Annotated in this window: 28 protein-coding genes; 7 read left to right on the top strand and 21 right to left on the bottom strand. The window is 69.1% G+C overall.

All coding sequences use genetic code 11. From position 1 onward, the window contains the following. Positions 1-80: 80 nt before the first annotated feature. From OG371_RS37585 to OG371_RS37570, 4 genes are read right to left on the bottom strand one after another with little or no spacing between them, the layout of a single operon-like run. On the bottom strand, positions 81-866 hold the full coding sequence (locus OG371_RS37585; protein ID WP_329060762.1) for an enoyl-CoA hydratase/isomerase family protein: 786 nt from the start codon (positions 864-866) through the stop codon (positions 81-83). Continuing rightward, on the bottom strand, positions 866-1,861 hold the full coding sequence (locus tag OG371_RS37580) for a quinone oxidoreductase family protein (protein ID WP_329060760.1): 996 nt from the start codon (positions 1,859-1,861) through the stop codon (positions 866-868). Before OG371_RS37580 ends, OG371_RS37585 begins: the two co-directional genes overlap by 1 nt. A 5-nt stretch (positions 1,862-1,866) precedes the next feature. After that, positions 1,867-2,811 (bottom strand): LLM class flavin-dependent oxidoreductase, encoded by a 945-nt coding sequence (locus OG371_RS37575; RefSeq protein WP_329060758.1) that lies wholly within the window; start codon positions 2,809-2,811, stop codon positions 1,867-1,869. 38 nt (positions 2,812-2,849) lie between these two features. Then, on the bottom strand, positions 2,850-3,899 hold the full coding sequence (locus tag OG371_RS37570) for an NAD(P)H-dependent flavin oxidoreductase (protein WP_329060756.1): 1,050 nt from the start codon (positions 3,897-3,899) through the stop codon (positions 2,850-2,852). Positions 3,900-4,000: 101 nt separating this feature from the next. On the opposite strand from OG371_RS37570, the gene OG371_RS37565 reads away from it, so the two are divergent. From OG371_RS37565 to OG371_RS37555, 3 genes are read left to right on the top strand one after another with little or no spacing between them, the layout of a single operon-like run. Continuing rightward, positions 4,001-5,167 (top strand): 2-hydroxyacyl-CoA dehydratase subunit D, encoded by a 1,167-nt coding sequence (locus OG371_RS37565; RefSeq protein WP_329060754.1) that lies wholly within the window; start codon positions 4,001-4,003, stop codon positions 5,165-5,167. A 26-nt stretch (positions 5,168-5,193) separates the two neighbouring features. Further along, complete coding sequence (locus tag OG371_RS37560) at positions 5,194-6,564, top strand: 2-hydroxyacyl-CoA dehydratase subunit D (RefSeq protein WP_329060751.1); 1,371 nt, start codon at positions 5,194-5,196, stop codon at positions 6,562-6,564. Beyond that, complete coding sequence (locus tag OG371_RS37555; protein WP_329060750.1) at positions 6,561-7,499, top strand: acyl-CoA dehydratase activase; 939 nt, start codon at positions 6,561-6,563, stop codon at positions 7,497-7,499. Before OG371_RS37560 ends, OG371_RS37555 begins: the two co-directional genes overlap by 4 nt. A gap of 70 nt (positions 7,500-7,569) precedes the next feature. Here the strand turns inward: OG371_RS37555 and OG371_RS37550 are convergent, their stop codons facing one another. Both OG371_RS37550 and OG371_RS37545 read right to left on the bottom strand, forming a co-directional pair. Further along, positions 7,570-8,997, bottom strand: a complete 1,428-nt coding sequence (locus tag OG371_RS37550) for an alpha/beta hydrolase (RefSeq protein WP_329060748.1) — start codon at positions 8,995-8,997, stop codon at positions 7,570-7,572. Between the two features lie 192 nt (positions 8,998-9,189). Beyond that, the gene (locus OG371_RS37545) at positions 9,190-10,848 is read right to left on the bottom strand and encodes an AMP-binding protein (protein WP_329060746.1); all 1,659 of its coding nucleotides are present in this window, start codon (positions 10,846-10,848) and stop codon (positions 9,190-9,192) included. Positions 10,849-11,006: 158 nt separating this feature from the next. On the opposite strand from OG371_RS37545, the gene OG371_RS37540 reads away from it, so the two are divergent. Together OG371_RS37540 and OG371_RS37535 are read left to right on the top strand one after the other, a co-directional pair. Further along, positions 11,007-11,789 (top strand): SDR family NAD(P)-dependent oxidoreductase, encoded by a 783-nt coding sequence (locus tag OG371_RS37540; protein WP_329060744.1) that lies wholly within the window; start codon positions 11,007-11,009, stop codon positions 11,787-11,789. A 39-nt stretch (positions 11,790-11,828) separates the two neighbouring features. Beyond that, complete coding sequence (locus OG371_RS37535; RefSeq protein WP_329060742.1) at positions 11,829-12,710, top strand: alpha/beta hydrolase; 882 nt, start codon at positions 11,829-11,831, stop codon at positions 12,708-12,710. A gap of 404 nt (positions 12,711-13,114) precedes the next feature. Here OG371_RS37535 and OG371_RS37530 read toward each other — a convergent pair whose 3' ends face one another. The 12 genes from OG371_RS37530 to OG371_RS37475 all read right to left on the bottom strand — a co-directional run bounded on the left by OG371_RS37530 (position 13,115) and on the right by OG371_RS37475 (position 21,999). After that, positions 13,115-14,080, bottom strand: coding sequence for an AraC family transcriptional regulator (locus OG371_RS37530; RefSeq protein ID WP_329060740.1), 966 nt, complete (start codon positions 14,078-14,080; stop codon positions 13,115-13,117). A gap of 100 nt (positions 14,081-14,180) precedes the next feature. Further along, positions 14,181-14,471 (bottom strand): putative quinol monooxygenase, encoded by a 291-nt coding sequence (locus tag OG371_RS37525; RefSeq protein ID WP_329060738.1) that lies wholly within the window; start codon positions 14,469-14,471, stop codon positions 14,181-14,183. Positions 14,472-14,506: 35 nt separating this feature from the next. Then, on the bottom strand, positions 14,507-15,241 hold the full coding sequence (locus OG371_RS37520; RefSeq protein ID WP_329060736.1) for an iron-sulfur cluster assembly protein: 735 nt from the start codon (positions 15,239-15,241) through the stop codon (positions 14,507-14,509). Between the two features lie 22 nt (positions 15,242-15,263). Continuing rightward, complete coding sequence (locus tag OG371_RS37515) at positions 15,264-16,508, bottom strand: NAD(P)/FAD-dependent oxidoreductase (RefSeq protein WP_329060734.1); 1,245 nt, start codon at positions 16,506-16,508, stop codon at positions 15,264-15,266. Further along, the gene (locus tag OG371_RS37510; RefSeq protein ID WP_329060733.1) at positions 16,505-16,831 is read right to left on the bottom strand and encodes a Rieske 2Fe-2S domain-containing protein; all 327 of its coding nucleotides are present in this window, start codon (positions 16,829-16,831) and stop codon (positions 16,505-16,507) included. The genes OG371_RS37515 and OG371_RS37510 overlap by 4 nt, the downstream gene beginning before the upstream one ends. Continuing rightward, on the bottom strand, positions 16,828-17,859 hold the full coding sequence (locus OG371_RS37505) for a toluene hydroxylase (RefSeq protein WP_329060730.1): 1,032 nt from the start codon (positions 17,857-17,859) through the stop codon (positions 16,828-16,830). The genes OG371_RS37510 and OG371_RS37505 overlap by 4 nt, the downstream gene beginning before the upstream one ends. Further along, positions 17,856-18,173 (bottom strand): MmoB/DmpM family protein, encoded by a 318-nt coding sequence (locus tag OG371_RS37500; RefSeq protein WP_329060728.1) that lies wholly within the window; start codon positions 18,171-18,173, stop codon positions 17,856-17,858. Before OG371_RS37500 ends, OG371_RS37505 begins: the two co-directional genes overlap by 4 nt. After that, positions 18,170-18,472: a toluene-4-monooxygenase system B family protein gene (locus tag OG371_RS37495; protein WP_329060726.1), complete on the bottom strand. Its 303-nt coding sequence runs from the start codon at positions 18,470-18,472 to the stop codon at positions 18,170-18,172. Before OG371_RS37495 ends, OG371_RS37500 begins: the two co-directional genes overlap by 4 nt. Before the next feature lie 3 nt (positions 18,473-18,475). Then, positions 18,476-20,005 (bottom strand): toluene monooxygenase, encoded by a 1,530-nt coding sequence (locus tag OG371_RS37490; protein WP_329060724.1) that lies wholly within the window; start codon positions 20,003-20,005, stop codon positions 18,476-18,478. A gap of 14 nt (positions 20,006-20,019) precedes the next feature. Continuing rightward, positions 20,020-20,493, bottom strand: coding sequence for a nuclear transport factor 2 family protein (locus OG371_RS37485; protein ID WP_329060722.1), 474 nt, complete (start codon positions 20,491-20,493; stop codon positions 20,020-20,022). Positions 20,494-20,503: 10 nt separating this feature from the next. Continuing rightward, on the bottom strand, positions 20,504-20,983 hold the full coding sequence (locus tag OG371_RS37480; protein WP_329060720.1) for a nuclear transport factor 2 family protein: 480 nt from the start codon (positions 20,981-20,983) through the stop codon (positions 20,504-20,506). Continuing rightward, on the bottom strand, positions 20,980-21,999 hold the full coding sequence (locus OG371_RS37475; RefSeq protein WP_329060717.1) for a DJ-1/PfpI family protein: 1,020 nt from the start codon (positions 21,997-21,999) through the stop codon (positions 20,980-20,982). The genes OG371_RS37480 and OG371_RS37475 overlap by 4 nt, the downstream gene beginning before the upstream one ends. A gap of 244 nt (positions 22,000-22,243) precedes the next feature. On the opposite strand from OG371_RS37475, the gene OG371_RS37470 reads away from it, so the two are divergent. Continuing rightward, complete coding sequence (locus tag OG371_RS37470) at positions 22,244-22,966, top strand: type 1 glutamine amidotransferase domain-containing protein (protein ID WP_329060715.1); 723 nt, start codon at positions 22,244-22,246, stop codon at positions 22,964-22,966. A 31-nt stretch (positions 22,967-22,997) separates the two neighbouring features. Here the strand turns inward: OG371_RS37470 and OG371_RS37465 are convergent, their stop codons facing one another. From OG371_RS37465 to OG371_RS37455, 3 genes are all read right to left on the bottom strand, one after another. Next, entirely contained in the window at positions 22,998-23,951 is a 954-nt protein-coding gene (locus OG371_RS37465; RefSeq protein WP_329060713.1) for an AraC family transcriptional regulator, read from the bottom strand. A gap of 565 nt (positions 23,952-24,516) precedes the next feature. Then, positions 24,517-24,918 (bottom strand): DUF1003 domain-containing protein, encoded by a 402-nt coding sequence (locus OG371_RS37460; protein ID WP_329060710.1) that lies wholly within the window; start codon positions 24,916-24,918, stop codon positions 24,517-24,519. Between the two features lie 204 nt (positions 24,919-25,122). Further along, positions 25,123-25,629: a PucR family transcriptional regulator gene (locus tag OG371_RS37455; RefSeq protein WP_329060709.1), complete on the bottom strand. Its 507-nt coding sequence runs from the start codon at positions 25,627-25,629 to the stop codon at positions 25,123-25,125. Between OG371_RS37455 and OG371_RS47550 the strand changes: the two genes are divergently transcribed. After that, complete coding sequence (locus tag OG371_RS47550) at positions 25,524-26,018, top strand: DUF488 family protein, N3 subclade (RefSeq protein ID WP_442876028.1); 495 nt, start codon at positions 25,524-25,526, stop codon at positions 26,016-26,018. The genes OG371_RS37455 and OG371_RS47550 overlap by 106 nt on opposite strands. Positions 26,019-26,077 lie beyond the last annotated feature (59 nt).

Genomic DNA, 26,077 nt, shown 5'->3' with positions numbered 1-26,077 from the left:
CCTACCGCCCTCCAGCCAGCAATACTGGTACGACCATACAATGGTCTGACCGTTGAATCAACGAGGTCGGGCGGCCTGCTTCACCGCAACTTCCACACGGGCTCGCGCTTCTCCCGGAAAGCCGCCACCCCTTCGACGATGTCCTCGGTGGTGAACGCGAGGGCGAGCTGGGCCCGCAAGGCCTCCAGGGCGTCCGGCAGGCTCATGTCCCGGGTGGCGTTGATCGCGTCCTTGCCCAGCCGCATGAGCAACGGGGACTTGCCGGCGACCTTGCGCGCCCACGACCGGACCTCGTCGTCGAACCGGTCGGCCGGGACCACCGCGTTGACGAGGTTCAGCCGCCGGGCCTCCGCCGTGTCGATCGGCTCGCCGAGCATCATCAACTCGTTGGCCTTCAACCGATCGACGTTGCGGTAGATCAGGCTGGAGATCATGAACGGGAAAACACCCACGTTGATCTCGGGGCACCCGAACCGCACGCCCTCCTTGGCGATCACCAGGTCGCAGGCGAGGGCCACCCCGAACGCCCCGGCGAGCACGTCGCCGCCGGCGGCGCAGATGACCGGCTTCCCCAGGCCGCCGATGGCCTGGTAGAGACGGGGGAACCGGTCCAGGCCCTGGTACTTCACGACCGTGGAAGTGTTGCCGGCGAAGGATTTCAGGTCACCGCCGGCCGAGAACACCTTGTCGTGCGAGGAACCCAGGACGACCACGCGAACGCGCTCGTCCTGTCTCGCCGACTCGAGCGCGGCCAGCAGTTCGTCGAGCATCGCGTCGCTCAAGGCGTTGCGGGTGGCCGGGGAGTCCAGCGTCAGGTACGCCACGCCGTGGTCATCGAGTTCGTGGCGGACAAGAGGCTCGTTCATCACACGATCCCTTCCACGTCGGTACTGAGCACGGTCTTCCCGAATCCCCGGCCGCTTTCGAGGTACTCGTGCGCCTTCGCCGCCTGGGCCAACGGGAAGACGCGGTCGATGACCGGCGGCGGGACCGCATGCTCCGCGCGCAGCCGCAGCAGGCCTTCGAAATCGCGGGAGCTGCCCATCGTCGTGCCGAGCAGGTCGTACTGCCCGAAGTAGTACGGGCGGACGGCGAGCGTGGCCGACTCGGCCCGCGAAGCACCGAGCACCACCAGCCTCCCGCCCGGGCGCAGGGTGGCGAGCGCGTCGGCCCAGGAACCGACCGGGTCGAGGACGAGGTCGAACCCGCGCCGCCGCGGTGACCGCGCGACGGCCGCCTCCACCCATCCCGGCCGGTCGTAACGAACCCCGCCCACCGCGCCGAGTTCGCCGGCCGCGGCGATCTTGGCCTCGGCCGAGGAAGTCACCACGACGTGGGCACCGGCCGCCGAGGCGAGGGAGACCGCCATCGTCGCGACTCCGCCACCCGCACCGAGCACCAGCAACGACTCCCCCGCGCGAAGCCGTCCCCGGGTGAACAGCGCGCGATAGGCGGTCAGGCCCACGAGCGGCAGAGCGGCCGCTTCGGCCCACGTCAGACCGGGCGGCTTCGGAAACACACAGTCCCGTGGCACCCGGACCTTTTCCGCGTACGTGCCGTGCCGCCGGTCCCCGAGGATTTCCCAGTCCGGAGCCGGCGCCGACTCGTCGTCGCCCCACCGAAGAGCGGGGAGCACCAGCACCTCGGCGCCGGTCTCGACGTCGATGCCGGCCCCGTCGGCGCCCGGGACATGAGGTAAGGGAGAGCGGTACTGCCCGCGCCGGACGAGGACGTCATGCCAGTTCAGCGCGGCCGCCCGCAGCTCGATCACCGCATGGTCCCGGTCCGGGACGGGACCGGGCAGCTCGGCCGCCTCGAGCACATCCGGCCCGCCGTACCGTCGTTGAACCGCCGCGCGCATCGAGTTCAGCACCGCCCGTCCAGCAGGCCGCGGACCTCTCCGGCCATCTCGATCCCGTCGTGCACCGACTCCGCGGCGACCACCAGGGTCAAATGCCGCGCGCCCGCGTCGACGTACGGCTGCAACGCCGCGGCGACCGTGGCGGGCGTCCCGGCCGCGGTGAGATGCCGGAACTTCTCCGGGGGAAGGTTGTACAGCGCCTGCATCCGTTCGCCGAGCAGCCGCCGTGCCGTCGAGTCGTCACGCCCCAGGCCCACCCACATGCTGAGGCCGAACCAGGAGACCTCGCGGCCCCGTTCCGCCGCGGCCGCCCGGATCTTCCCGGCCGTGGCACCGAATCGCCTCGCCGAGCAGAAGATCCCCATCCAGCCGTCACCGTGTTCGGCGGTCCGCCGCACCGCCACGTCACCCGAGCCGCCGATCACCATCGGCACCCGCGGCACCGGCGCGGGAAGGATCCGGGCGTCCCGCAGGCGGAAGAACTCGCCCTCGTGCTCGATCGGCTCGCCGTCGGCGAGGCGCCGCAGCAGCCCCAGGCTCTCATCCAGCCGGCGGCCTCGCGTGGCCGGATCGATCCCCGCGTTCACGACCTCCAGGCGGTCCTCGCCGCCGGCGCCGGCCCCGAACACGAGCCGTCCGGGCGCGATCTGGGACAACGTGGCCATTTGCCGCGCAGCCACCATCGGATGGCGCAGAGCCAGCTGGTAGACGCCGATGACCGCGCGCAGCGAGTCGTGCCCGGCCAGGATCGAAGTCGCGGCGACCATCCCGTCGAACCCGGCACCACCGTGAAAGCTGATGTGGTCTCCGACCGTGACGTGGCCCAGCCCGGCTTCGGCGATGTGGTTCAGGATCTCGCGGCGCTTCGCCCCGTCAGCGATGAGCAGCTCGTCGTTCAGCGCCACGCCGACTTCGAGGCCCGGCTCGCCCCGGCTCGACCTCGTCGTCATGCCGTCACCCTTCTCAAATGGACTGACCAAACATACCATTAAGCTGTGAGGCTCCCGAGCCGCGCCGCCAGGGACTGCAGGATCTCGGCCGCCTCGGACGCCATCCGGGGGACGAACTCGGCGACGTCCACGAGGTCGTGGATCGCGGCCGCCACCTGCCCGGTCAGCACCAGGCTGTCCGTGACATCACCCTCGGTCTGCGCCCGCTGCATCGACTCGATCTTCCACCGGGTCAGCTCGACCTGATCCGGCTTTTCGCCGCCGTCATGGTGTGCGGCCGCCTCGGTCAGCCGCCGGGACGCCGCGTTCCGCAGGCCACGGCAAGGGCCGTACACACCGTCGAAGGCGACATCGTCACCCTCTTCCGCGTCCAGCAGCGCCTGGATGTATGCGGGATGCCAGTCGGAGTTGGCAGTACTGGTGATGAAGCGCGTCCCCATGGCGACCCCCTCGGCGCCGAGCGCGAGAGCGGCGGCGAGCCCACGGGCGTCCCGGGCCCCGCCGGTGAGCAGCACCGGCACGTCGACCGCCTCGGTGACGTTCGGAATGAGGACGAACGTGTGCACCGCCTTGCTCGGCGCGTGGCCGCCCATCTCGAACCCCGCCGCGATCACCACGTCCACGCCGGCCGCCGCGGCTTTCACCGCCTGCCGGGTCGAACCGACCTTGTGCTGGTGCACCAGGCCCGCGTCCTTGATCGCCGCGATGTAAGGACCGGGGAAGCCGGCCGAGGTGGTCAGCACGCGCAGCCTCCGCGCGATCGCCGGGTCGGCCTCCCTGGCCTCGAGCGCGGTCCGGATATACGCGTCAGTGAACGGGAGCACTTTCCCCGAGCTGTCGACTCCCACCGGGATGTTCACCGCGAACGGCCGGTCCGTGAGCGAGGCGCACTCTTCGATGTGGGCACGGAAGGTGCGTGCGCCTTGCGCGATGTCCTCGGGCATGCCCGGCATCGACACAGTGCCGAGCCCGCCCGCTTCGGACACTGCTGCGGCGAGCTTCGGCGTGCGGAACGGCCCCAGGCCCTCCTGGACGATCGGGTGCTCGATCCCGACGAGACGGGTGTAGCGGTTGACGATCGGCGACAAAACGGCCTCCTCGGACGATCCCGCAGACTCACTACGGTCATTGTGCCTCAGTTACACGCGGCGTAGAGTATCCGACGAAACCCAGGAGAGGAACCACACTCATGACCGACGCGCCTTCCGAGGCCATGGAACGACTGGTCGGCGTGGCCCGCGATCCGCGCGCCTACGTCGGGCGATGGCGGGCCGAACACCCCGGCGGCGCCGTGCTCGCGATCCTGCCGATGAACTTCCCGCGGGAGCTCGCGCACGCGGCCGGCGCGCTGCCGGTGATCGTGCAGGACGATCAGGAGCCGATCACCGAAGGCCGGGCGCTGCTGGCCGAGTTCTACTGCGGGTACACCCGCAACCTGGCCGACCAGGTGGCAACCGGCCGGTTCGACCTCTACGACGCCGTCTTCACCGCCGACCACTGCATCCAGCTGATCGGCGCCACCGAGATCGCCCGGACCCTCAAGCCGGACACCACCGTTTTCCTCGGCATGCTGAACTCGTCGATGAACGACTCGTGGGCGCCGGCCAAGGTCACGGAGACGATGGCGGAGATCCGGGCCGAAATCGAACGGTTCACCGGGAATCCGGTCGAGCAGGGCGCGCTCCGCCAGAGCATCGAAGCCTACAACCGCGACCGCCGTCTGATCCGGCAGCTGCTCGACGCCCGCAGCGCGGGTGAGGCCTCGCTCAGCCCGGTCGAGCTTCAGGACATCATCGTCTCGAGCATGGTCATGGACCCCGTCGAACACCACGCGCTGCTGTTCGAAGCGCTGGCCGGGATCCACCGCACCGAGCGCGACGACCGCGTCCGGGTGCATCTGTCCGGACACCTCTGCCACGCACCACGACGCGAGCTGCTCGAGGTGATCGAAGACAGCGGGGCGATCGTGGTCGACGACGATCTGTACCACGGAAGGCGTTACCTCTCCACGGATGTCGAGGAAGAGGGTGATCCGATCGCCGCATTGGCCGGGTGGTACGCGCGGCGCAACGTGACCATCCCGTGCCCGACCCGGGTGCAGCAGGATGCCGACTGGGACACCTACCTGCTCGAGGCCGTCCGGCACAGCGGCGCCGAAGCGGTCATCCACCTCATGCCGAAGTTCTGCGAACCGCACATGCTGTACTACCCGGAACTTCGCAAAGCCCTCGACGCGGCCGAAGTCCCCCAGCTCCAGCTCGAGACCGAGCACGAGGGAATGCCGCTGGAATCCTTCCGCACCCGGATCGAAGCACTGGTCGAGCGCGCCCTGCGCCGCCGGCCCGTCCACGTCTGAGCCAGCAACCACGGGAGACGACTGAAATGCTCGGAAGTATCGAAAAGCCCGTCGAAGACAAGAGCAACCGGCTCGGGATGACGCGCGTCGGCGGCCAGATGATCTCCGATTACTGGGACGACCTCTTCACCGCGCGTGAGCGGGGCAAGAAAATCGTCTGGTACAACGGCGGCGCGCTCAACCCGATGTTCCAGGCGGCCGGACTGGCCTGGTGCCACGGCGAGGCGTTCGCGGCCCGCCTCGCGGCCCAGCGGCTCGAAGGACCGGCTCAGCTGGCCGGCGCGGAATACGGCTACAACGCCGAGCTGTGCTCGTATTCCCGCACGCACCTCGGCTGCTCCGTACTCACCTTGCAGGGCACCGAAGGCGACCAGACCGGGGTGGTCGGCGTGCACGACCAGGAGGTGCTCGCGGCGAAACTGCCCGCGCCGGACTTCTTCGTCAACAACTACGCGGGCTGCAGCACGGGCCAGCAATGGGACGGGATCTCCTACCGCGTCTTCGGCAAGGAACTCCCGATCTTCAACATCTCGCACCCCTTCCTCTGGGGCAACAAGCCGGACTCCGGCTACCTCCGGGGCGAGGAGTGGGAAACAGCATCCCGGTTCGTCGCGGATCAGCTTCGGGAACTCATCGGATTCCTGGAAAACCAGACCGGGCGTCCGTTCGATTACGACGCGCTGAGCGAAAGCATGACCTACATCAAGCGCGCCGGCGAGCTGCGCCGGGAAGGCCTCGACCTGTGCAAGGCGAAGCCGGCCCCGGCGACGTTCTGGGACTGGATCGCCAGCGTCGCGCCGATCAACTTCCTGCCCGGGAACCAGGCACTCGTCGACTATTTCGCCGACGTGCGCGACGAGATCCAGGGCCGGATCGACAACGGCGTCTCGGCGGTCAAGGACGAGAAGTACCGCCTCTACTTCGACGGCATCATGAACTGGAACAAGCTCGGCTACCTGTCCCGCAAATTCGCCGAGCACGGCGTCGCGGTGCTGGCCGGCCGCTACATCCAGAACGCCTTCTGGCAGGAGCCGCACCTGATCGACACCAGCGACCCGATCCTGGGCATGGCCCAGCACTACCTCCTGTGCCCCACCAACCACGGCGCGAAAACGCTGGAGTACCTGACCCTGCGCGACTGCGAGGAGTACGGCCTCGACGGTCTCGTGTTCCACTCCACGCGCACGTGCCGGGCCTTCACCGGACCGCAGCGGCTCCTGGCCAAGTCGGCGCAGGACAAGCTCGGCATCCCGTCCATCTTCTTCGAGGGCGACGTCGCGGACGCTTCGTTCTACAAGGACGGCATCCTGGAGAGCCGCCTCGTGGCGATGCTGGAAGCGATCGACGTGCGCCGCGAGCGCGGATCGCTGCCCGACGGGTTCAGCGCGTTCGCATGACCGGCTACCACCTCGGCGTTGATCTGGGCTCGACCACCGCGAAGGCCGTGATCGTCGACGACCGCGGCGCGATGCTCGGCACGAGCGTCGTCCAGATGGGCGCGGTGAGCCGCCAGGGCATGCAGCGGGCCGTGGACCGGGCGCTGGCCCAGGCCGGGATCGGCGAAGCGGAGTTGTCGGGCACGGTGTCGACCGGGTACGGGCGCAAGCTCGTACCCGGCGTGCGCCGCACCTTCACCGAGATCACCTGTCACGCCCGGGGCACCGCGGCGATGTGCCCGGGCGTCAAGCTGATCATCGACATCGGCGGCCAGGACAGCAAAGCGATCACCGTCGACGAAAGCGGTCTGGTCAACGACTTCGCCATGAACGATCGCTGCGCGAGTGGCACCGGCCGCTTCTACGAGGTGCTCGCCCGCGCGCTCGAATGCGATATCAACGACCTCGGCGACCTGGCCCGGCAGGGCACCGCCGAGCTCGAGGTCAGCAGCATGTGCGCGACGTTCGCCGAGACCGAGATCGTCTCCATGCTGGCTCAAGGACTGCCCACCCCGGACATCGCGGCCTCGGTGCACCGCGCGATCGCCGGTCGGACGCTGGCGCTGGTGGCTCAGGTCGGACGGCACGCTCCCGTCGTCATGACCGGTGGCGTGGCCCGGAATCCCGCCGCAGTCGAGTTCCTCGCAAGCGCGCTCCGGCTGGAGGTCCGGGTGCCCGAGCACCCGCAGATCACCGGCGCGTACGGGGCGGCGTTGCTGGCCCTCGAGTCGGCGAGCCGGCCCGCCGGCCCGACGCCGCCGGAGCAGGACGCGGACACCGAAATCGCCTTGTTCCCGGATGCCCATTCCGCCGCCGGCCACTCCTGCGCCGGCTGCGACGGAACCGCGGGCGGGGCCGTGCACCTCGGAGCGTCGATCGCGATCCGCCGGACCTGAATCCCGGCTTCACCGCCAGACGGAAAAGCGGTGGCACCCGCGTCCTGGGTGCCACCGCTTTCCGGTCCGGTCAGTTCTTGGGCAGCAGCCCCAGAATCGGATCCGTGACCGCGCTCAGCGGAGGCGGCGAGATCGGGAAGGGCGGGACCAGCCGCGACAATTCCGGCAGGTTGTCGAAGATACCCGGGCCCTGGGTGGCGCAGACCGACCGATACCGAGCGGTGTTTTCACCGTGCACACCCATGGCCTGGTCCGCGAAGAATTCGACCTGCTGCTGGAACTGCCGGGCGTTCTGGTGCAGTGCCACATTGTGCGCGGCATCCGGGATGACCGCTCCCCGGAAACAGGACTGCGAGTTCATCGCGGTGGACTGCCAATCGGTGTACCGAGCGGACTTCTGCTCGATCGTGGCCGGATCGTCGGATTTTGTGGCCTGGGTCGAACATTCCTCCGCGTTGTTTCCGCAGGTCATGATGTCGTATTCGCCTTGAATCGAGAACGTCGGGATCTTGATGTTCTTGTGCGTGCCGTCGTATTCCCGGGGCACGAAGGTCGCGGCCTCGCCGACGGTCACCGTATTGGCCAGCCGCCGGTCCGTGTCCACCACGCCTTGATCCACGTTGGCACCGTAGTAGAGCTGCGGGAGTCCTCGCGCGGTGTCGAGCGGCTGCAGGTACCCGGGGTCGACCGCCCACGGCTGCGACTGCTGCAGCTTGGAGGCCAGCGCCGGGGTCGCCATGCCGATGAACGTTCCGGCCGTCACCGGGTTGACGCGGTCGCTGTAACCGGTTCCGATGTTGATGTCGGTGTCGTTGTACAAAGCCGATTCGATCCAGTTGATCACGGTCCCGTAGGAGTGCCCCACCAGCCCGACGTGATCGAACGCGACTCCGCCGAGCTGCCCGCCCTTCAGCTTCTGCACCAGCTGGTGCACGATCTCGGCCTGCGCGGGGGCGTTGACGAGGGGGCTCAGCGGGTGGTCGCTCCGCCCGTCGCCGACCCGGTCCAGGTTCAGCGTCGCGTAGCCATGGCCGACCAGGTCGTTGACCGTCGAATAGGTCCCCGGCTGGTAGGGGAAGTCCCAGTAGTAGGTGCCGTAGGTGATTCCGTGCACCAGCACGAGAATTGCGGGCGGATGCCCCTGCCGGGCGCCAGCCAGCGCCGCCTCGTTCATGCACAGTTCGCCGTACACGTGCGTCGCGACAGCCGGCTCGGCAAGGTCGAGGCCGGCCAGGCCGGGAATCGACGTGCCCACCGGCGAGGTCACCACCGGGAGCGAGACCGGGATTTTCCCGACAAACGGGCAGGTCTTTGCCGGCGCTTTCGTCGGGGTGCCGTAGTCACGCAACGGCCCATTCGGCAAGCCATCCGGAATCGACAGCAGATCGGCCGGTATCAGTGATCCGGCCGCATTTCCGGTGGTGGCCGAAGCACCGGGCGAGGCCGAGCCGACCAGCGCCACGAGTACGGCACTGGCCAGCACAAGCAGACAACGCATGCTCCGTTGCATACAAATCTCCGTATCTGATTCTTCGAAGGCAGAAGCTGCCGCGCGGAACTCCGCACCACGAACGTCATCCTCCCCAGGAGACTCGCCGGCGGGGTGCCCTCATTATGGTCTAACCATATACGGATGCAACCAAAGCTTGGCCATCTCGACGACTTCCCCCATTCGGGTGAGGCGAAGCGGCTAAACCTGTGCTCCCACGTTGTCGGCGCCCGCGGACCGCACGAAGTCGAAGCTGAGCGCACCCTCCTCCGCCTGCCGGCGCAGGACGAATTTCTGGATCTTGCCGCTCGGCGTGGTCGGCATCGCCGCCACGAAGGCCCAGTAGACCGGCGTCTTGTGCGGAGCGATCTCCGCCCTCAGGTACGCGGTGAGCGCTTCCACCGAAGGCTGTTCGGCGCCGTGCCTCAACTTGACGACGGCACCGATCTGCTCTCCCCACTTGTCGTCGGGCACACCGATGACCGCGGCGTACTCCACGGCGGGGTGATCGCCGAGCGCGGCTTCGATCTCGGCGGGGTAGATGTTCAGGCCACCCCGGATGATCATGTCCTTGATCCGGCCGCTGATCCGGATGAAACCACGCTCGTCCATCGAGCCGAGATCGCCGAGGTGGAGCCAGCCGTCCGCGTCGATCGCCGCGCTCGTCTCGGCCTCCATCCGGTAGTACCCGAGCATGTTCTGGTATCCGCGGCAGCAGATCTCCCCCGTTTCGCCCAGCGGCACGGGATCGCCGGTCTCCGCGTCCGCGATCTTCACTTCCAGCCGCGGGAGTGGCTGCCCCACCGTCTCCGCCTGATCCTCGGCGGAGTCGGTGACCCTGGTCTGGCTGACCACCCCGTGGGCCTCGGTCTGCCCGAACAGGATGCTGAACTGGCAGTCCAGCCGCTGCTGCGTTTTCCGCACCAGCGACGCCGGCACGGACGCGGCGCCGCTCAGGATGGTCTGAAGGCTCGCCAGATCCCGCCGGGCGCAGTCCGGGTGGTCGAGCATCGCGATCAGCATGGTCGGAACGACCAGGGTGTGCGTGCCCCGGTAGGTCTCGAACGCTTCGAGCAGGAGCGCGGGTTCGAAGCCGGGGAGGATCACGAAGGTGCCGCGCTTGGCCCACGCCCCGAAGGAAGTCACCGCGCCGCCGCCGATGTGGTACATCGGCATGGCGTTCACATAAACGCCGCCGTCGGCCATGCCCGCGCGCTCGGCCACGTGCCGGGCCTCGTTCAGGAGTCCTTTGTGGTGCAGCATGGCGCCCTTCGGGAATCCGGTGGTCCCCGAGGTGTACTGGATCTGGATGATGTCCTCCGGGCGCACCACCGGAAGCGGCTGATCCGGATCACCGCTCGTGGCGAAGGCCTCCCACTCGTCGAACGTGACGATCTCCCGGAGGTCCGGCGTCTCCGCCCGGATGCCTTCGAGCAGGCCCACCATGTCGAACTCCCGGTAGGTCCTCGGGCAGAACAGGCCGACCGCCCCGGACTGGTCGAGCACAAAGGTCACTTCCCTGGCCCGGTACGCCGGATTGAGGGCCACCAGCACCATTCCGGCCATGGCGATCCCCTGCTGGAGCACGATCCACCGGGCGCTGTTCGGCGCCCAGATGGCGATCCGGTCTCCCGGCGAGAACCGCTTCAGCAACGCCCGGGCGACCCGTTCCGCGTCCGCGACGAACTCGGCATAGGTCCAGGCATCCCTGGCCTCGCGGTCCGCCACGCAGTCGACCAGGGCCAAGCGGTCCGGCACCGTCTCCGCGGCGATGCGCAGTGTCTCGCAGACCGTGGCGTCGAGGACGTCCCCGGGCTCCGCGGGCCAATAGGACGTCTCCAGAACCGGCACGCCGACCATCCGCTACTCCCTTGTATCGAGGTGAGTCAGGCCGGTCGAGCGTACCTCTGCGGTCCAACTATGCCAATGGTCTGGCCGATATGGCACACTGGCCCGACGGTTCGGCCGACCAGGGTGGAAACTGAACCGCTCGGTACCCGACAGCCCCGGAGGTCTCTGTGCCCCTTGTTCGCGACTATCCCGAGTCCGCGGTGCTCATCGCGGGCGGGACCTCCGGTGTGGGGCTGGCCAGCGCCTTCGGGTTCCTGGCGGCCGGGGTCCGCCGCATCGCGCTCCTGGCCAGGAACACCGAGCGCGGGGACGCCGCCCGCCAGGCGCTCCGAGACCGGCACCCGGAGGCCGAGGTCGTGTTCGTGCCCACCGACGCCGGCGACCTCGACCAGGTGAACGCCGCGGTCGGCGAGGTGCGCTCGGCCCTCGGCGCGATCGACGTGCTGGTGAACTCGGTGACCGCGACCTACCGGCCCGAGCTCCTGCACCGGACGCCCCCGGCCGATCTCGCCAAGATCCTGACCGGGCAGGCACTGCCGCCGATGCACCTGACCCGCGCGGTGCTGCCGCTCATGCGGGAGCAGGGCGGCGGCAGCATCGTGAACATCGCCTCCGACGCCGCCAAGGTCCCGACGCCGGGCGAAGCGGTGCTGGGCGCCGCCATGGCGGCCATCGTGATGTTCTCGCGGGTCACCGCGATCGAGGCCAAGCGCGACGGGGTGCGGGTGAACGCCGTGACCCCGTCCTTGATCGCCGGCACCCCGACCGCCGAGAACGTGCTGCGGGACGGGTTCAGCAAGGCGCTGTTCGAAAAGGCCGCCGCCCAAGCACACCTGGGCGTCGCCGAGCCGGAAGACCTCGCGTCGCTGATCGTTTTCCTCGGCGGCCCGGGCGCGGCCAAGCTGACCGGCCAGGCCATCAGCGTCAACGGCGGCATCTCCGCGGGCTGACCCGCCCGGGTTCCGCACCACACAACGGAAAGGCCCGCCATGCACACCGAGCGCTTCACCTATCCGGGCGCGGACGGTCTCGCCATCACGGCCTACCGCTGGGACCCGGCCACACCGCCGGTGGGCGCGGTCCAGCTGACGCACGGCATGGGCGAGCACGTCCTGCGCTACGACGAGACTGCACTGGCGCTGGCCGCCGCCGGCTACGTGGTCTACGGCCAGGACCACCGCGGCCACGGAAACACCGCCACCTCCGAGGACGATCTCGGCAAGCTCGGTCCGGGCGGCTGGCACCACCTCGTCGAGGACATCGGCAGGCTCTCGAAGCTGATCCGCGCGGAACAACCCGGGCTCCCGCTCGCCCTGCTGGCGCACAGCATGGGCTCCTTCGCGGCCCAGCAGTACCTGCCCGGGCACAGCGATCGACTCGACGCCCTCGTACTCACCGGCACCGCGCTGCTCGACCTGCTCGAACCCGCACTGGATCTGGACCAGGAACTCGACCTGGCCATGTTCAACGCGCCGTTCCAGCCGGCGCGGACCGAGTTCGAGTGGCTGACCCGCGACGAGACGATCGTCGACGCTTACCTCAAGGACCCGCGCTGTGGTTTCGGCCTGGACCGGGAGTCGGTCAAAGCGATGTTCGCCGAGGCACGTCGCTTGGCCGAACCGGACACGCTCAAGGCGATACGCGCCGGCCTGCCGGTGTACCTCGCCGTCGGGGAACAGGATCCCGTGAACGGGCAGCTCGCGCTCGTCGAGCCGCTCGCGGGCCGCTACCGGGCGGCCGGTCTCACCGACGTCACCCTCGTGACCTATCCGGGCGCCCGGCACGAGATCCTCAACGAGACCAACCGCGCCGAGGTCGTCACCGAACTGCTGGCCTGGCTCGACCGGAAGATCACCGATCGGCGATCGTGACGGCGAAAACGGATCTACGGGGCACCGACGCGCCCTGGCACAGAGGAAACGGAAAGGAGTCCGGCCGGCCCGAACGCCGCGACGACCGGACAGTCGATCACCGCCTTGTTCGCCGAACATCGGCGGCACTCGCGTTCGCCCTTCGCTTGCAAGTCACTTCAGCGAAAAGGGCCACCTCAACGGAGGCTACGGGGCCTTGTGACAGCCCGCTCGCCCTCGATGGCGCCGTCGGTCGACCGGCGGCGTTCCGAGCTGATCCGGGCCGGCAGTTCGCGCTCCGCCCAAGAGGTACGGGGTCCGGCTGCGCAAGCCAAGTCGCCTGGTGCACACAGCAGTCCGTGACGCGGATCCTTGGTGCGCTGCGAGTGCCCGAAGTGGAGCGCGCGCGTGCCGGCCGAACGGGATCAGGTCGGGTTCGCGGTGTGCTGCGCACCCAGCTGTGAACGCAGCGTGCTCAGGTCGCAGTACGCCCGCGGTGGCAACCCGAACCGCCGGCGGAACTCGTTGATGAAGTGCGACGCGCTCGGGTAGCCGACGGCTCGGGACACCGACACCACGGTGCCGTCGCCGCGTACCAGCAGGTCCCGTGCCCTGGTCAGCCGCATCTCCTTGACGAACTGGTACGGCGACTTCCCGGTGGACTGCCGGAACAGCGCGGTCAGCGCCGACGGGCTCATCGCCACCTGCTCCGCCATGTCGGTGACAGTCAGCGGCTCGGCCAGGTTGTCCTGGATGAACGTGACGACCCGCGCGACCGGATCGTGGTTCTGCTGCGCCGCGGCGATTTCCAGCAGCCGCTCGTACTGCTCGGCCTGCAACACGCGGTAGACCATCTCCTGCAGGTACGCGGGCGCCAGGATCCGCCGGTCCGGCCCGGTGGACAGCGCCCGCAGGAACCGGACGACCGAACTCATCAGCCCGGAGTCCAGCGCCGAGACGAACGCCTTCGACGGGTCCGGCGGGCTGTCGACCAGCATTTCCGCGCGCCGCTGTTCCAGCATTTCCACCGACACCCGCCGCACCACCGCGGGGTCGATCTGGAGCACGAAGGAGAGGAACGGCTTCGTGACGGTGGCCTCGAGGATCTCGGCCTGGAAATGCAGGTGGCTGTTCAGGACCAGGTAGTTGAACGGGTCGTACCGGTAGGGCTGCCCGTCCACCGTCACGCACTTGCGGCCCTGGCTGACCACACACAGCGACAACGACTGGACCTCTTCCCAGCTCGGCGCGGTCGGCTCGTGGAAGCGGTAGATCGTCAGCCCCGGCCACAGGCCGGTGTTGCCGCCGACCTCCGGTGCGCGTCCCGCCAGCTCGGCGATCAGGTCGCCGGGTGTCATCCGGTCTTCCAGCGGCGGAACGGACCGCACCATGCCTGCCTCCGACGTCACGGAGCCGCCCCGACCGCAGCGGCGACTCTGCCGTTTGGACCTGGGAGTTTACGCCCCGCAGACGAGCGAAGCGAGGCGCCGGTCACCCGATGGTCTCGAACTCCCGCACACTCCGCTCGGCCAGGTTCGGGATCGCTTCGCCGAGCACGTGCTTCTGGAACGCGTCGGTGGCGCGGTGGTCGGCGTACCCGGAGGCGTCGACGTACTTCTCGTACAGCACAAAGGTGTCCGGGTCGTCCCGGCTGACGTGTGCCTGGAATTCCAGCATCTTCTCCTCCGCCCGGTTGCCGGGCGTGACCGTTTCCAGGATCTGCCGGATCTTCTCCGCCTGCCCCGGCTTCGCGACCCAGGTGGCGACGACGACGTAAGCCATGAACCCTCCGAAGTGCTCAGAATTGCCAGAACTGCTCAAAAGTTGCTGAACCCGATGGCGCGCAACTGTTCGCGGCCGTCGTCGCTGATGTCCGACGGCCGCCACGACGGGGACCAGACCCACACCACGCGGAAGTCCGCGACGATCCCGGAGTCCTCCAGCAGCGCCGTGCGGATCTGGTCCTCCATGATCCCGGTCAGCGGGCACGCGGGCGAGGTCAGCGTCATGGTCAGCGTGGCGACGTCGTGCTCGTCCACCGTCACGCCCCGCACGAATCCCAGATCGACGACGTTGACGCCCAGGTCCGGGTCGAGCACTTCGTAAAGCGCCTCTCGCACCGGAACCGAGCGCGCGTCCTCCGGCGCGCCGCCGACCACGGTTTCGTCCGCGGCGACGACGGGCGCCGGCACGGCAGCGGCTTCGTACGCACCGGCCGGTTGCAGCTCGACGCGCACGTCGGCCGTCTCGCTGCTGATCCAGTCGGCTTTGCCGTGCGCCTTCCGCCGTACCCGCACGATCGGCTCCGCGGGTGTGGCGGAACCGCCCACCACGACCAGCTGCCCGGCCGAAAGCCCGGCGCGGCCGGCGTTCGCCAGCGCCCGGTCGAGCACCCGGGCCACCGGCTCACACGTGCGGCAGGGCCCCAGCCGCAGCTTCGCGACCGCGTCCACCACGCTCAGCCCACGCACGCTCGCCAGCGCCGTCCGCGCGTCGGCGGCTGTCACCCGGGTCTGAGGCGCCACCGTTTCCAGCACCGCAAGGGTCGTCACGACAGTTCCTCCTCGGTGAGATTCAGCGGGCCCCGGCCCGGGGTGCCGCTTTGGTCCGCGGCAGCAGCCGTTTCAGCGGCAGCGATTCGTCGGCGAGCTGAGCGGCCGTCACCTCGTGTGGTGCGAACAGCATCCGGCGGACCGCGAGCACGTCACCGGGCCGGTTCAGCGAGATGACACCCTGGATCCGGCCGTCCACCAGTGAGAACGCCGAGAAGCTGCGTTCGGCCAGGCTGCCGCGGAGCACAGCCGAGCCGAAGTCGCCCATGCGGCCGGTCGACTGCAGGCTGTGCTCGTACTGGTCCGACCAGAACCAGTGCGCCTCTTCGAACGGCGTCGCCTCGCCGGTCAGGTTGGCGGCGACGTTCGCACCCTGGCGCACGGCGGTGTCGTGGTGCTCGACCCGGATCCGCGTGCCGTAACGCGGGTGGTGCTGGGCGGCGACGTCACCGGCCGCGTAGACGTGCGGCGCCGACGTCCGGCCGTACTCGTCGACCGCGATCCCGCCGTTCGCCACGGCGAGCCCGGCGTCCTGTCCCAGCTCGACGTTCGGCACCGAGCCGACGCCGACGACCACCAGATCGGCCTCCACGCGGTCACCGCGGCTGGTGGTCAGCACCAAACCGTGCCTGCCGCGTTCCACTGCCGTGACGTACTCGCCCGCGCGAATTTCCACGCCTCGCTCACGATGGATGTCCATCAGCACCGCGCCGATGGCCGGGCCGAGCACCCGCGCGAGCGGAGCCGGCTCGGGCTCGAACAGGGTGACCCGCGTGCCGAGCGTGATGGCGGAAGCGGCCACCTCGCAGCCGATGAACCCGGCGCCGAGGATCACGATCCGCCGCGCCGTCGCCAGCTCGGCGCGCAGCCGTCCGGAGTCGGCGGCCGTGCGCAGGTAGTGGATTCCCTCACCGTCGAAGCCCGGAAGACGCCGCGGCCGCGCACCCGTGGCCAGCACCAGGTCGTCGTAGCCCAGACGCTCCCCTGTGGACAGTCCGATGCTCCGCCCGGCCACGTCGAGGTCCACGGCGCGGACGCCGAGCCGCAACTCGACGCCGTTCGCCGCGTACCAGTCCGGCGCCAGCGGCTGCACCAGCTCCGGCGGCCCCGTCAGGAACTCCTTCGACAGCGGCGGTCGCTCATACGGCGCTACCACTTCCTCGCCGGCCAGCACCACCTCGCCGTCGAAACCCCGCTTACGCAGGTGGGCGGCGGCCGACGCGGCCGCGACACCGCCGCCCACGAGCACACAACGCCGGGTCTTCATCCGAGGTCCACCCGGATCGTGCCGTCCTCGTCCACCTTGCAGGGGAACGAGGCCAGCCGGCAGTTGTCCGGGTTCACGCCGGTGCCGCTGCGGGCGTCGAACACCCACAGGTGCCGGGCGCAGGTGAGGGTCTCGCCGTCGAAGTCACCCTCGTCGAGTGCCCAGGCCTGGTGCGGGCAGCGGTTCCGGTACGCCCGCACGTGACCGTCGACGTTCATCAGCAGGACCTTCTCCCCGCCGATCTCGACACCCGCCATCTCGCCTTCCCACAGCTCGTCGAGCTGCATGGCCTCCTGCCACTGCCCGGTCACCGCTCCGCTCACCGCGCCGCACGCATCCCTTCCGGTTCGAAGATCGGTTCGTGGAAGGCCTCACGGGCGGCCTTCGCGCCGGCGGCCACCTCGCTCGCCGGACGACCGTGCTCCGGCCGGGCCTCGAGCAGCTCGCCCAGCCCGGCCGCCGCCGCGTCCGCGATCGGCGACCAGCGGTCGATCCAGCGCCGCAGCACGCCGGCGTTGGACGGCCGCTGCTCCACGGCGAACCGCGCCAGCGCCGAACTCCACCGGTTGCGCCGGTTGTTGTCCTCCTGCAGGAACGACAACAGCAGCCAGGACTCTTCGTCGCGGTTCTCCCGCGAAACCTCCTTGAACTGCCGCACCAGCACGTCGTCGAAGGTCGGCGCGAGCACCAGGTTCAGCGCGACGAACGCCTCTCCCCAGTCGTAGCTGACGAGCGCCTTCTCCACCGCGCGCCGGGCGGGCTGCCAGGCGCCGAGGGTTTCCCAGACCTGCCGCTCGGCGGTGCCGGCCCCACTGTCCGGGTGCGCGATCTGCAGTTCGCGGGTCCGGTACGCGGTCAGCGTGACCCGGCGCAGGTAGTCGGCCGTGGCGAAACCCGCCGTGTTGGTCACGTACGAGGTCGGGGCCAGGTAACCGAGGTACGCCTGGATCTGCTGGCAGCCGTGCAGGAGGTAGCGCGACGGCGTGAACAGCGAGGTCAGCAGGGACAGCTGCCCGGGCGTCAGCGCGGCGTCCGAACCTGCGTACTCTTCGAGCACACCACCGGTTTTGGCCTCGGCTTCGGCCTGCACCGTGACGTAGGTCTTGTAGGTCAGCGCGTCGGGGTCGCGGAAGGCGTCCCAGTCGTCGACCTGCAACGGCGACTTGTCACGGTAGGTCAGGAACCACAGGTTGGCCGCCGAGGACGGGTTCTGCTCGAACGCGCCGGTGCGGTTCTTGCGCAGCGTCCAGTTCTGCGCGTGCGTGACGATCTCGTAGTCGCTCGGCATCCGGCGGATGTCACCGAACGCGCTGAACGTCTTACGTGGCCTTGTTTTCTTCGGCTGGGTCATGCCTTCACCCCTTCACCGGCCGACGCGGCCCGCCGCGCCGAGATCTTCTCCCAGACGATCGAGCCGCTCGTGGTGATCACTCGCCCGGCGAAGGACGACATCATGGTCTCGAGCGAGCGGATCTCGAACTCGCCGCCCAGGTAGCGGCGCAGCGTCTCCTCGGTCAGCACCACCCGGTCCTCACCCTGCACCCGGACGTACGCGCCCCGGTCGATGACTTCGATCTCCTGGTCCGGGTTGTCGTCCTCGATCGCCGCGATCACCTGCTCCACCTCGTCGCCCATGCGCAGGATCGGGCCCACTGGGTTCTTCACCGTGCTCCCTCCGGCAGGTCGTACTCGACACGGACGTGGTCGAGCGGCCCGATGCCCGCCTCGGCCACGGTCAGCTCCGGCGCCAGCCGCCGTCCTTTGTGGAACACGACCTTCTCGGCGTCGCGGGCCCGCACTCGCTTGCCCTCGACGTGGTGGGCGACCGCGGCCGCCACCTCCCGGATCGTGTCCGCGGTGGTGACCGGCACCAGGATCTGCACGAAGTCGTCCGCGAAGATCGCGTTGAGCGGCACCAGCTGCGGGGCCTGGTCCTCCGGCCCCAGCTCGACGGTTTCGGGCATGGCTCAGTCCTCCCCCGCGCCGGTGGCCAGTGCCAGGCCGGCCGCGGGGCGGCCGACGTAGTCCCTCGTCCACGCCTCGTAGTCCGGGTCGTCGCCCATCACCTCGGGCGTGAGCCCCATGTGGGCGAGAATGCCGCCGACGTCCATCGGCTGGATCTGCCCGGCGAGGAACCGGTCGATCAGCGTCTCGTGGTTGACGTTGTCGCGGTCCTTCCACCAGATCTGGCGGCAGGCGTTGGTGCAGAAATGATGCGTCTTGCCGTCGTAGTCCAGCTGGTAGCTCGGGATGCGCCAGCGGCCGGACCGGGTCTGCACGGCGTTGCAGCACGGCAGGTTACACATGCTGCACAGCCACGGCAGCGTCTCGGGCAGCGTGGCCTCGACGTTGTTGGCGTTGATGTTGTCGATGATCACGTCCCACTTGTCGCCGTAGACCCGCTCCCAGTTCGGGTACTTTTCACGCAGCCAATCGCGTTCGTCCTTGCTGACGGCGGCCTTCGGGCGCCACCACAGCGTCGGGCGCCAAGTCCACAGGCCCATGTGCAGACCGTGGTGCCAGGTGTCGAGGCCGCGCATGAACTCGTCCCAGAACCACGGCTTCTTCAGCCCGTAGTCCTCGATCGTGTGCACGAACTGGTCGACGATCCACTCCTCCATGAACTCCCGGTAGGACTGCTTCCGGTGTTCCAGCGGGGTGTAGTAGTCCATCGCCGGCCCGGTGAGCGCGGCGAACGCGCGGGCCGAGCCCCAGAAGTTCTTGTCGATGATCCACTGGGCGCGCACGGGGTCGTGCTCGACGAGGATCTCCATCGTCGGGCCGCCCTGCTGGGAGTGGCGGGCCTCGTCGGTCTGGATCGAGGAGATCATGTTGGCGAAGTTGACGTCGCCGGCCTCCAGCGCGTCGGACGCGAGCGCCACGAACTGGAGGTTGGTGAAGCCGGTCTCGAAGGTGAACGGCAGCGCGATCGCGAGGTCCACCACGTTCGGGGCGATCATCATGCCGTCGAACAGGTTCCGCAGCGAGATCGGCACCCAGTTGTCCATGTGGAACGTCTTCTGGGTCCAGTCGTACTGCGGGTCCTTCTTGATGAACTCGTGCCCGAAGAACGTGGTGATCTGCGCGTGCCGCAGCTCGTCCAGCTGGCCGAAGGCGGCCATGTTGCGCCAGGCCGCGTTGAGCCCGAACCGCGCCATTTTCAGCTCGCCGAGCACGGCCGCGTACTCGACCAGCGCGACGCCGCCGAAGTGCATCTTGGTCGAGGACTTCCAGCCCTCGTCGAGGTGGTCGAACGTGGTCGAACGCTGGAGCGCGGCCTTGACCGCGTACGCGGACTGCTCCTTGTCGCGCTGGGTCGCCACATAGTCGGGGTAGGTGACCTTGTAGTCCTCTTCCCAATCCAGCCAGGCCTCCCGCGGCACCTTGCCGGTGCCGCTGTGCCATTCGGGGAACACGGCCTCGTCGTCGACGTAGCTGTAGGTCCAGTCAACGTCGCGGACGAACCCCTGCCACTCTTCCCGTTTCAGCAGAGCCATCGGTGCTTCCCTTCTCAGTCGACTTCGAGGTGGCCGAGCTGGCGGTTGATGCCCGCCCCGTCCCAGTACGCGGAGATCCGGTCGATGAGCCCGTCGCCATCGACGTGGAAGATGAACAGGTGGGGCTCGCTGAACTTCCCTCCGCGAGGTTCGGCGGGGCCCCAGGCGAGCTGCTGCCCGCCGCCGATGTCGCAGGTGACCACCACGTCGCCGGCGTCGTTCGCGTCGACGGTGTGGACGTCGGTGAACAGGTCGGGGAAGGAGGCGATCAGCCCGACCCAGATGGTCTTGCCGACCGTCTTCACCTTGCCGTCGCCGCGCAGCACACGCTGCTTTCCCCAGACCTCGAACGGCACGTAGGAGAAGTCGGCGTTGTCGGCGCACAGGTCGGTCATCGCGTCGACGTCGTGGCGCCGGTAGGCGTCGAAGAAGGCGGTGACCTGGTCTGCCGCTTCCCGGCTGCGGCTCTGCAGTTCGGTTGTCGTCATCGGGTTCCCCTCACACGAGCGAGATCTGGTCGAGGCGCTTCACGGCGAGCCGCCGGTACAGCTGGTTCTGGCACCAGTACGCGTCGACTGCGGTGACCCGGTCACCGGAGACGGTGAACCGCCAGGCCTGGTCCACGTCGAGGTGCTTCTCCTGGTTGATCGCGCCGAGGTAAACCGCCGCCTGCGTGCCCTCCACCTTCAGTTCCGCGGTGACCACGGAGCCGGTCTCGATGAGGTTCTTCACCGTCACGAGCAGGTCCGGGAACGCCGTGGCGGTCTCGGTGAGAAAGGCCCGCAGCTCGGCCGAGCCGCCTTCGCGCAGTCCGGTCGGGTGGATGTCGACCCGCACGGAATCGTCCACAACGGACAGTGCGGCCTCGACGTCTCGCCGGCCGAACGCGGTCAGGAAGGCCGACACGGTCTCTGCGGGAGTCACCTCCGCTGCGCCGGCCCGGTCTTCGGCCTGGTCCTTGCGGGTGAAGAGTTTCATCGCTGTCCCACCGCCTTCAGCAGCGCGTCGGCCGTCGCCTCGGTGGAGGCGGGGTTCTGGCCGGTGATCAGGTTCCGGTCCACGACCACGTGCGAGACCCACGCCGACGGCCCGTCGTCGAACACCGCGCCCGCGTTCTTCAGCGCCGTGTCGACGTACCACGGCAGGCCGAGCTTGCCCGGCACCGTCTGGTCCTCCTCCTCGTCGGTGAAGCAGGTCAGGCGGTAGCCGTCGAAGAGCCACTGCCCGTCTTCGCGTTCGGGGGCCGACAGCAGCAGCGCGGGCCCGTGGCACAGTGCGGCGATCGGGGCCTGCCTGTCGTGCAGCGCCTTCAGCAGCCTCGCCACGTCGGGGTTGTCGGCGAGGTCGACCATCGGCCCGTGCCCGCCGGGGGCGAAAACGGCGTCGAACCCGGCGAGCTGCTCGTCGCTCAAGCCGGCCAGCGAGGTGGGCTGCCGGAAGCCGGGGATGGCGTCCAGCTTCGCCTTGCGGTCCGCGGCCAGCTGACGGCTGGCGGCGTCCAGTTCGGCGACGGCGGCGCGGATCTCCTCGGCGGGCAGGCCGCCGTCGAGCCCCTCGCCCACCATCACGTCGGCAAGCGGCCGGTCCTCGCGCCAGGCGATCTTGGCCGCCTTGCTGACCAGCGTGTGGGCCTCCGCGGGCGAGAACCCGCGGGCCTTCAGCCGTTCGGCGATCCGCCGCGCCGCGACCAGGCCCAGCTCGGTGTTCTGGTGCAGCGTGATCCGGATGTCGTCCGGGTCGTGGTGGAACGTGCGGGTCACGGCGGCGAAGAAGTCCTGATCCTCTTCGGGGTAGTGGAAAAAGGGCTCCAGCCCGTAGGGATCCGCGAACGGCGGCTCGCCGTCGGGCGTCAGCACCACCACCTCTGCCCCGGCGTCGACGAACCGGTCGTAGGGTTTGACGGCCTCTTCGGCGAAGTAGCCGGTGGGGTGCCGGCTGCCGTCGGCGAGTTCGATCTCCTTCGCACTCGAGACGAGGTAGGCGATGCGCGCCATGTGACCTCCAGGTGAACGTGCGGTTTCCGTGGGCGTGCCGAAACGCTAGCTCCGGGGTGATCCCGGCCGCATCGAAGATTCCTGCGGAAGATGTGCGGATTCCGCCGACCGGTGCGGGTTCCGGTCGAGGTCTGCAAGATTCGTGCACGAACCGGCTCGCACCACGGCCGGCGCGGTTACCTTCGGGACGGTCTTTCCGGCCGACGGCGCCGGAGTCACCCTTTTCGAGAGCGAGGTCCTTCCCATGACACGCGTACTGTTCGCGGTGTCCGGCTCGGCCCACTGGACGCTGGCCGACGGCACCCGGCACCCGTGCGGCTTCTGGCCCGAAGAGCTGGCGGTGCCGCACGAGATCTTCCGCGACCACGGTTTCGACCTCGTGATCGCCACCCCGGGCGCGGTGGTCCCCACCGCCGACGAAGCCGGTTTCAGTCCCGAGATGAACGGCGGCTCGGCCGAGCCGGGGCAACGGTTCCGCGCCTATCTCGACAGCATCGGCGGCGAACTCGGCGCGCCCGCCGACCTGAACGAGGCCGACCCGGCCGAGTTCGACTTCGTGTTCGTCCCGGGTGGACACGGGCCGATGGAGGATCTGGCCGCCAGCAAGGAGTTCGGCCGGCTGATCGCAGAGTTCGATGCCGCGGGCAAGCCCGTGGCCGCGGTCTGCCACGGGCCCGCGGCACTGCTGCCGGCGACCGGCGCCGATGGCCGGTGGCTGTTCGCGGGCCGCCGGGTGACCGGCTTCAGCAACGCCGAGGAGAGTCAGGTCGGTTTCGCCGACCAGGCACCGTGGCTGCTGGAAGACCGGCTCGTCGACAGTGGCGGACGGTTCGAAAAGAGCGCTGACGCCTGGAATCCGCACGTGGTGGTGGACGGAAACCTTTACACCGGGCAGAATCCGGCCTCATCGACCCCGCTGGCCGAGCGGCTCGCCGGCGCGGTGAAACCGGTCGGGACCGCCCACTGAGCCGGGACGGGGGTGCCCGCGGGCACCCCCGTCACCCGTTCCGGACGCCGAATTCCTCCCGCAGCGAGCGAAGATCGGAATACGCGCGCGGGGTCGCCCCGAATCGCGCGCGGAACTCGTTGATGAAATGCGACGCGCTCGCGTAACCGACCGCCTTCGAAACCTGGGTGACGCTCAGCCTGCCTTCGATCAGCAGGTCGCGCGCGCGGTTGAGCCGCATCTCCTTCACGAACTGGTACGGCGATTTCCCGGTCACCTCGCGAAAGAGGTGCGAAAACGCCGAGGGGCTGAGCGAAACCCGTTCCGCCAGGTCGCTCACCGTCAGCGGCTCGGACATGTTGTCCTGCACGTAGGAGATGACCTCGCTGACCGGGTTGCGCGCCACCTCCGACGCCGCGATCTCCAGCAGCCGCGAGTACTGCTCGGCCTGCAGGATCCGATACACCATCTCGGCCAGGTAGATGGGGGCCAGCACCCGGCGGTCCGCGCCGGTGGCCGTCGCGCGGAGGAACCGCACGGTGGCCGACATCAGCGTGCAATCCAGTGGCGTGACGAACGCCGGCTCGGGCTGGCTGTGGGCCACGCGGTCGAACGTGGTCGCCCGCCGGTCCACGACGTCGGCCGACACCCGCCGCACGAGCGCGGGGTCCACCTGCAGCACCAGCGACAGGAACGGCTTGGCCGGCGTGGCTTCGAGGATCTCCGCGGTGAAGTGCTGGCGATCGCTCAGCACCAGGTAGTTGAACGGGTCGTAGTCGTGCGCGCGCCCGTCGGCTACCACGCACTTGCGGCCCTGCGCGATGATGCACAGCGAGAGCGACCGCACCTCTTCCCACTGCGGGGCGACGGGCCGGGTGTAGCGGTAGAAGGTCAGGCCCGGCCAGCCGCCGGGATTGCCGCCGACGGCGGGCGCGCGGTCCGCGATTTCGGCGAGCAGGTCACCCGCCGTATGACGTTCTTCGAGCGGCCGGAGCACGTCCGTCACGTTCGTCGCCTCCCGTCCGCGGGCCCTCGTCGGCCCGGTACCCCACGGTAGGCCGCGGCCGGGCCCGCGGGACTGCGGATTCCGGGCGGCTTGGTGTGGATTCGCGTGCGGAGGACATCCGGCACGACTTCGTCCGTCCGTGCTGGCAGCGGGGAGCACGGCCACGGCTCCGGCCTGAGCGGACACCCGGCAGACGCATCGCCCCAGCGCTACCCGACTCAGGACAGTTCATCGGGTACGACAGCGCCGGATGGCGGCTGCAAAACGACCGGGGACACCGAATAACCCACGGGACCAACCCACCTACCCTCGCGCCGGGTCGCCCGCCACCATTCCAAGGTGCGGCCCTACGCGTGGTGTCTCCGTTCATAGAGCCCGTAAACACATCTCCGGGAGGAAAATGAGATCCCGCCGCCGGTAGCCATCGCCTGCGCCACCTGAGCCTGCCCCCGCGCCATCGTGTCCCTGCCGCCACTGACAGCCGGGCCACGCTGGCGTCCGTTCCTTACCTCCACGTCGACGAACAGGTATCCGGCGAGCCTTGTGACGGTGGCGGAGCGTTCGGCTACGCGTCGCCGGCGGCGGCCCGGCGAGCCAGCTCGGTGGTCAGCACGTGGATCTCTCGGGTGAGCTGGGTGTTGGTTTTGAGTTCGGTCTCCTGTTCGACGAAGTCGTGGTCGGCCTTGGCCTGCTGGAAGGCCGCCGCCCGGTTCTGGCCGATCATGACGAAGGTCGAGAGGAAAATCGCTTCGAGGGACACGACCAGCGTCAGGGTCGGCCAGGGGCTCTTCTCGATGAAGATCATCCAGATCGCGAAGACGACGATATGCAGATAGACGAACGCCATCGAGCCGGCGAACCTGGTGATCGCGTCGGCCACCCGCAGTTGCACATCGGCGGCGCGACGCTCCCGCATGTGGACGACGACAGGGTGTTCGGTCTTGACGTCACGACCAACAGTGGTCACAGGTGCTCCTCGAGTTGTGGGCTCAGCCGGTGTCGGCTGGTTGCGGGCTCGCGTGGCGAGTGTGTCCCATCCGGGTCGTGATCGTTTGCCGGCGGAGCCCCCGGGCAAACGCCGGGGCGGAGTTGGTCGATGACGAGGTGCATGACCACGGCGTTCGATCCGAGCCGGTCGGCGGACCATGACAGCGAGCCGTGTTCTCCTGCCTCAGTTGTCGCTTTCAGTCGGCTGAGCCGCGGAGGACGATCCGTGGGTCCGGTGTCCGGGATTCAGGTGCAGTGCCTGTATCGCGGTCACCAGTTCGGCGACGGTGCGCGGGTCGGTCAGCGACCGGCCGGTGAGCTCACGGATCCGGCGCAGCCGGTACCGGACGGTGTTCGCGTGGCAGTGCAGGACCTGTGCTGCGTGCTCGGAGGACCCGCCGTGGGAGAGATAGGCCTGCAGGGTTTCCAGCAGGATGTCGCGTTCCCCGGCCGGCTGGTCCAGGACCCCGCCGAGGACCTCCTCGGCCAGGCGCCGTCCCTCGTCCGGGTCATAGGCGAGGAACGCGGCGAGCGGGCTGGGGCTGAACGCGCGGACCTCCGGCTTGCCGGGCGGGAGCCCGGCGAGTGCCGTGCGCGCCAGGTGCAGGGCGCGTGGTGTGTCGACGAGCGACCGGTACAGGGGACTCACCCCCGCGCGGGCGACTGTCACGTCGCGCAGCACGGCCAGCATCGGCTCGCGCTGTTCGTACTGTGGACGGTGGACGCAGTGCCGTGCTCTACCGCAGGGGGTGTCGTGCGCGCCGTTCTCTCTCCCGACGACGAAACACGGTGCCGGTCGGCCGCAGCCGGCCTCCGAACCTGACCGGCGACGCCGCACGGTTTGACGAGTGGTGGCGGCAGATCGGCCCGTCATCCAGGCTGAGTGCCTGGTGCAGGTCCGGCCCCGCCCGTTCCGGGAGGATCACCCGCCGATACCGGCTCGAACAGGCTCGGCCCGCGCTGAGCCGCCTCGGCGAACTCACCCGCCGCCGGACGATCACTCTGCTCCCCGCCGACCGCCTCGGGGCCGGCCGGGTCACCGTCCTGGCCGACCTGGTGACGGCCCGCGTCGGGGCGTGACTTCCCCGGATTCGGTTCGGTCACCGGGGTTTGCGTGGCGGAGTCCGGCCGACGCCGCC

The sequence above is a fragment of the Amycolatopsis sp. NBC_01480 genome (assembly GCF_036227205.1).
Taxonomy (GTDB): Bacteria; Actinomycetota; Actinomycetes; order Mycobacteriales; family Pseudonocardiaceae; genus Amycolatopsis.
Note: the sequence above shows the minus strand (reverse complement) of the source record. Positions and strands in the feature narration are given on the sequence as shown.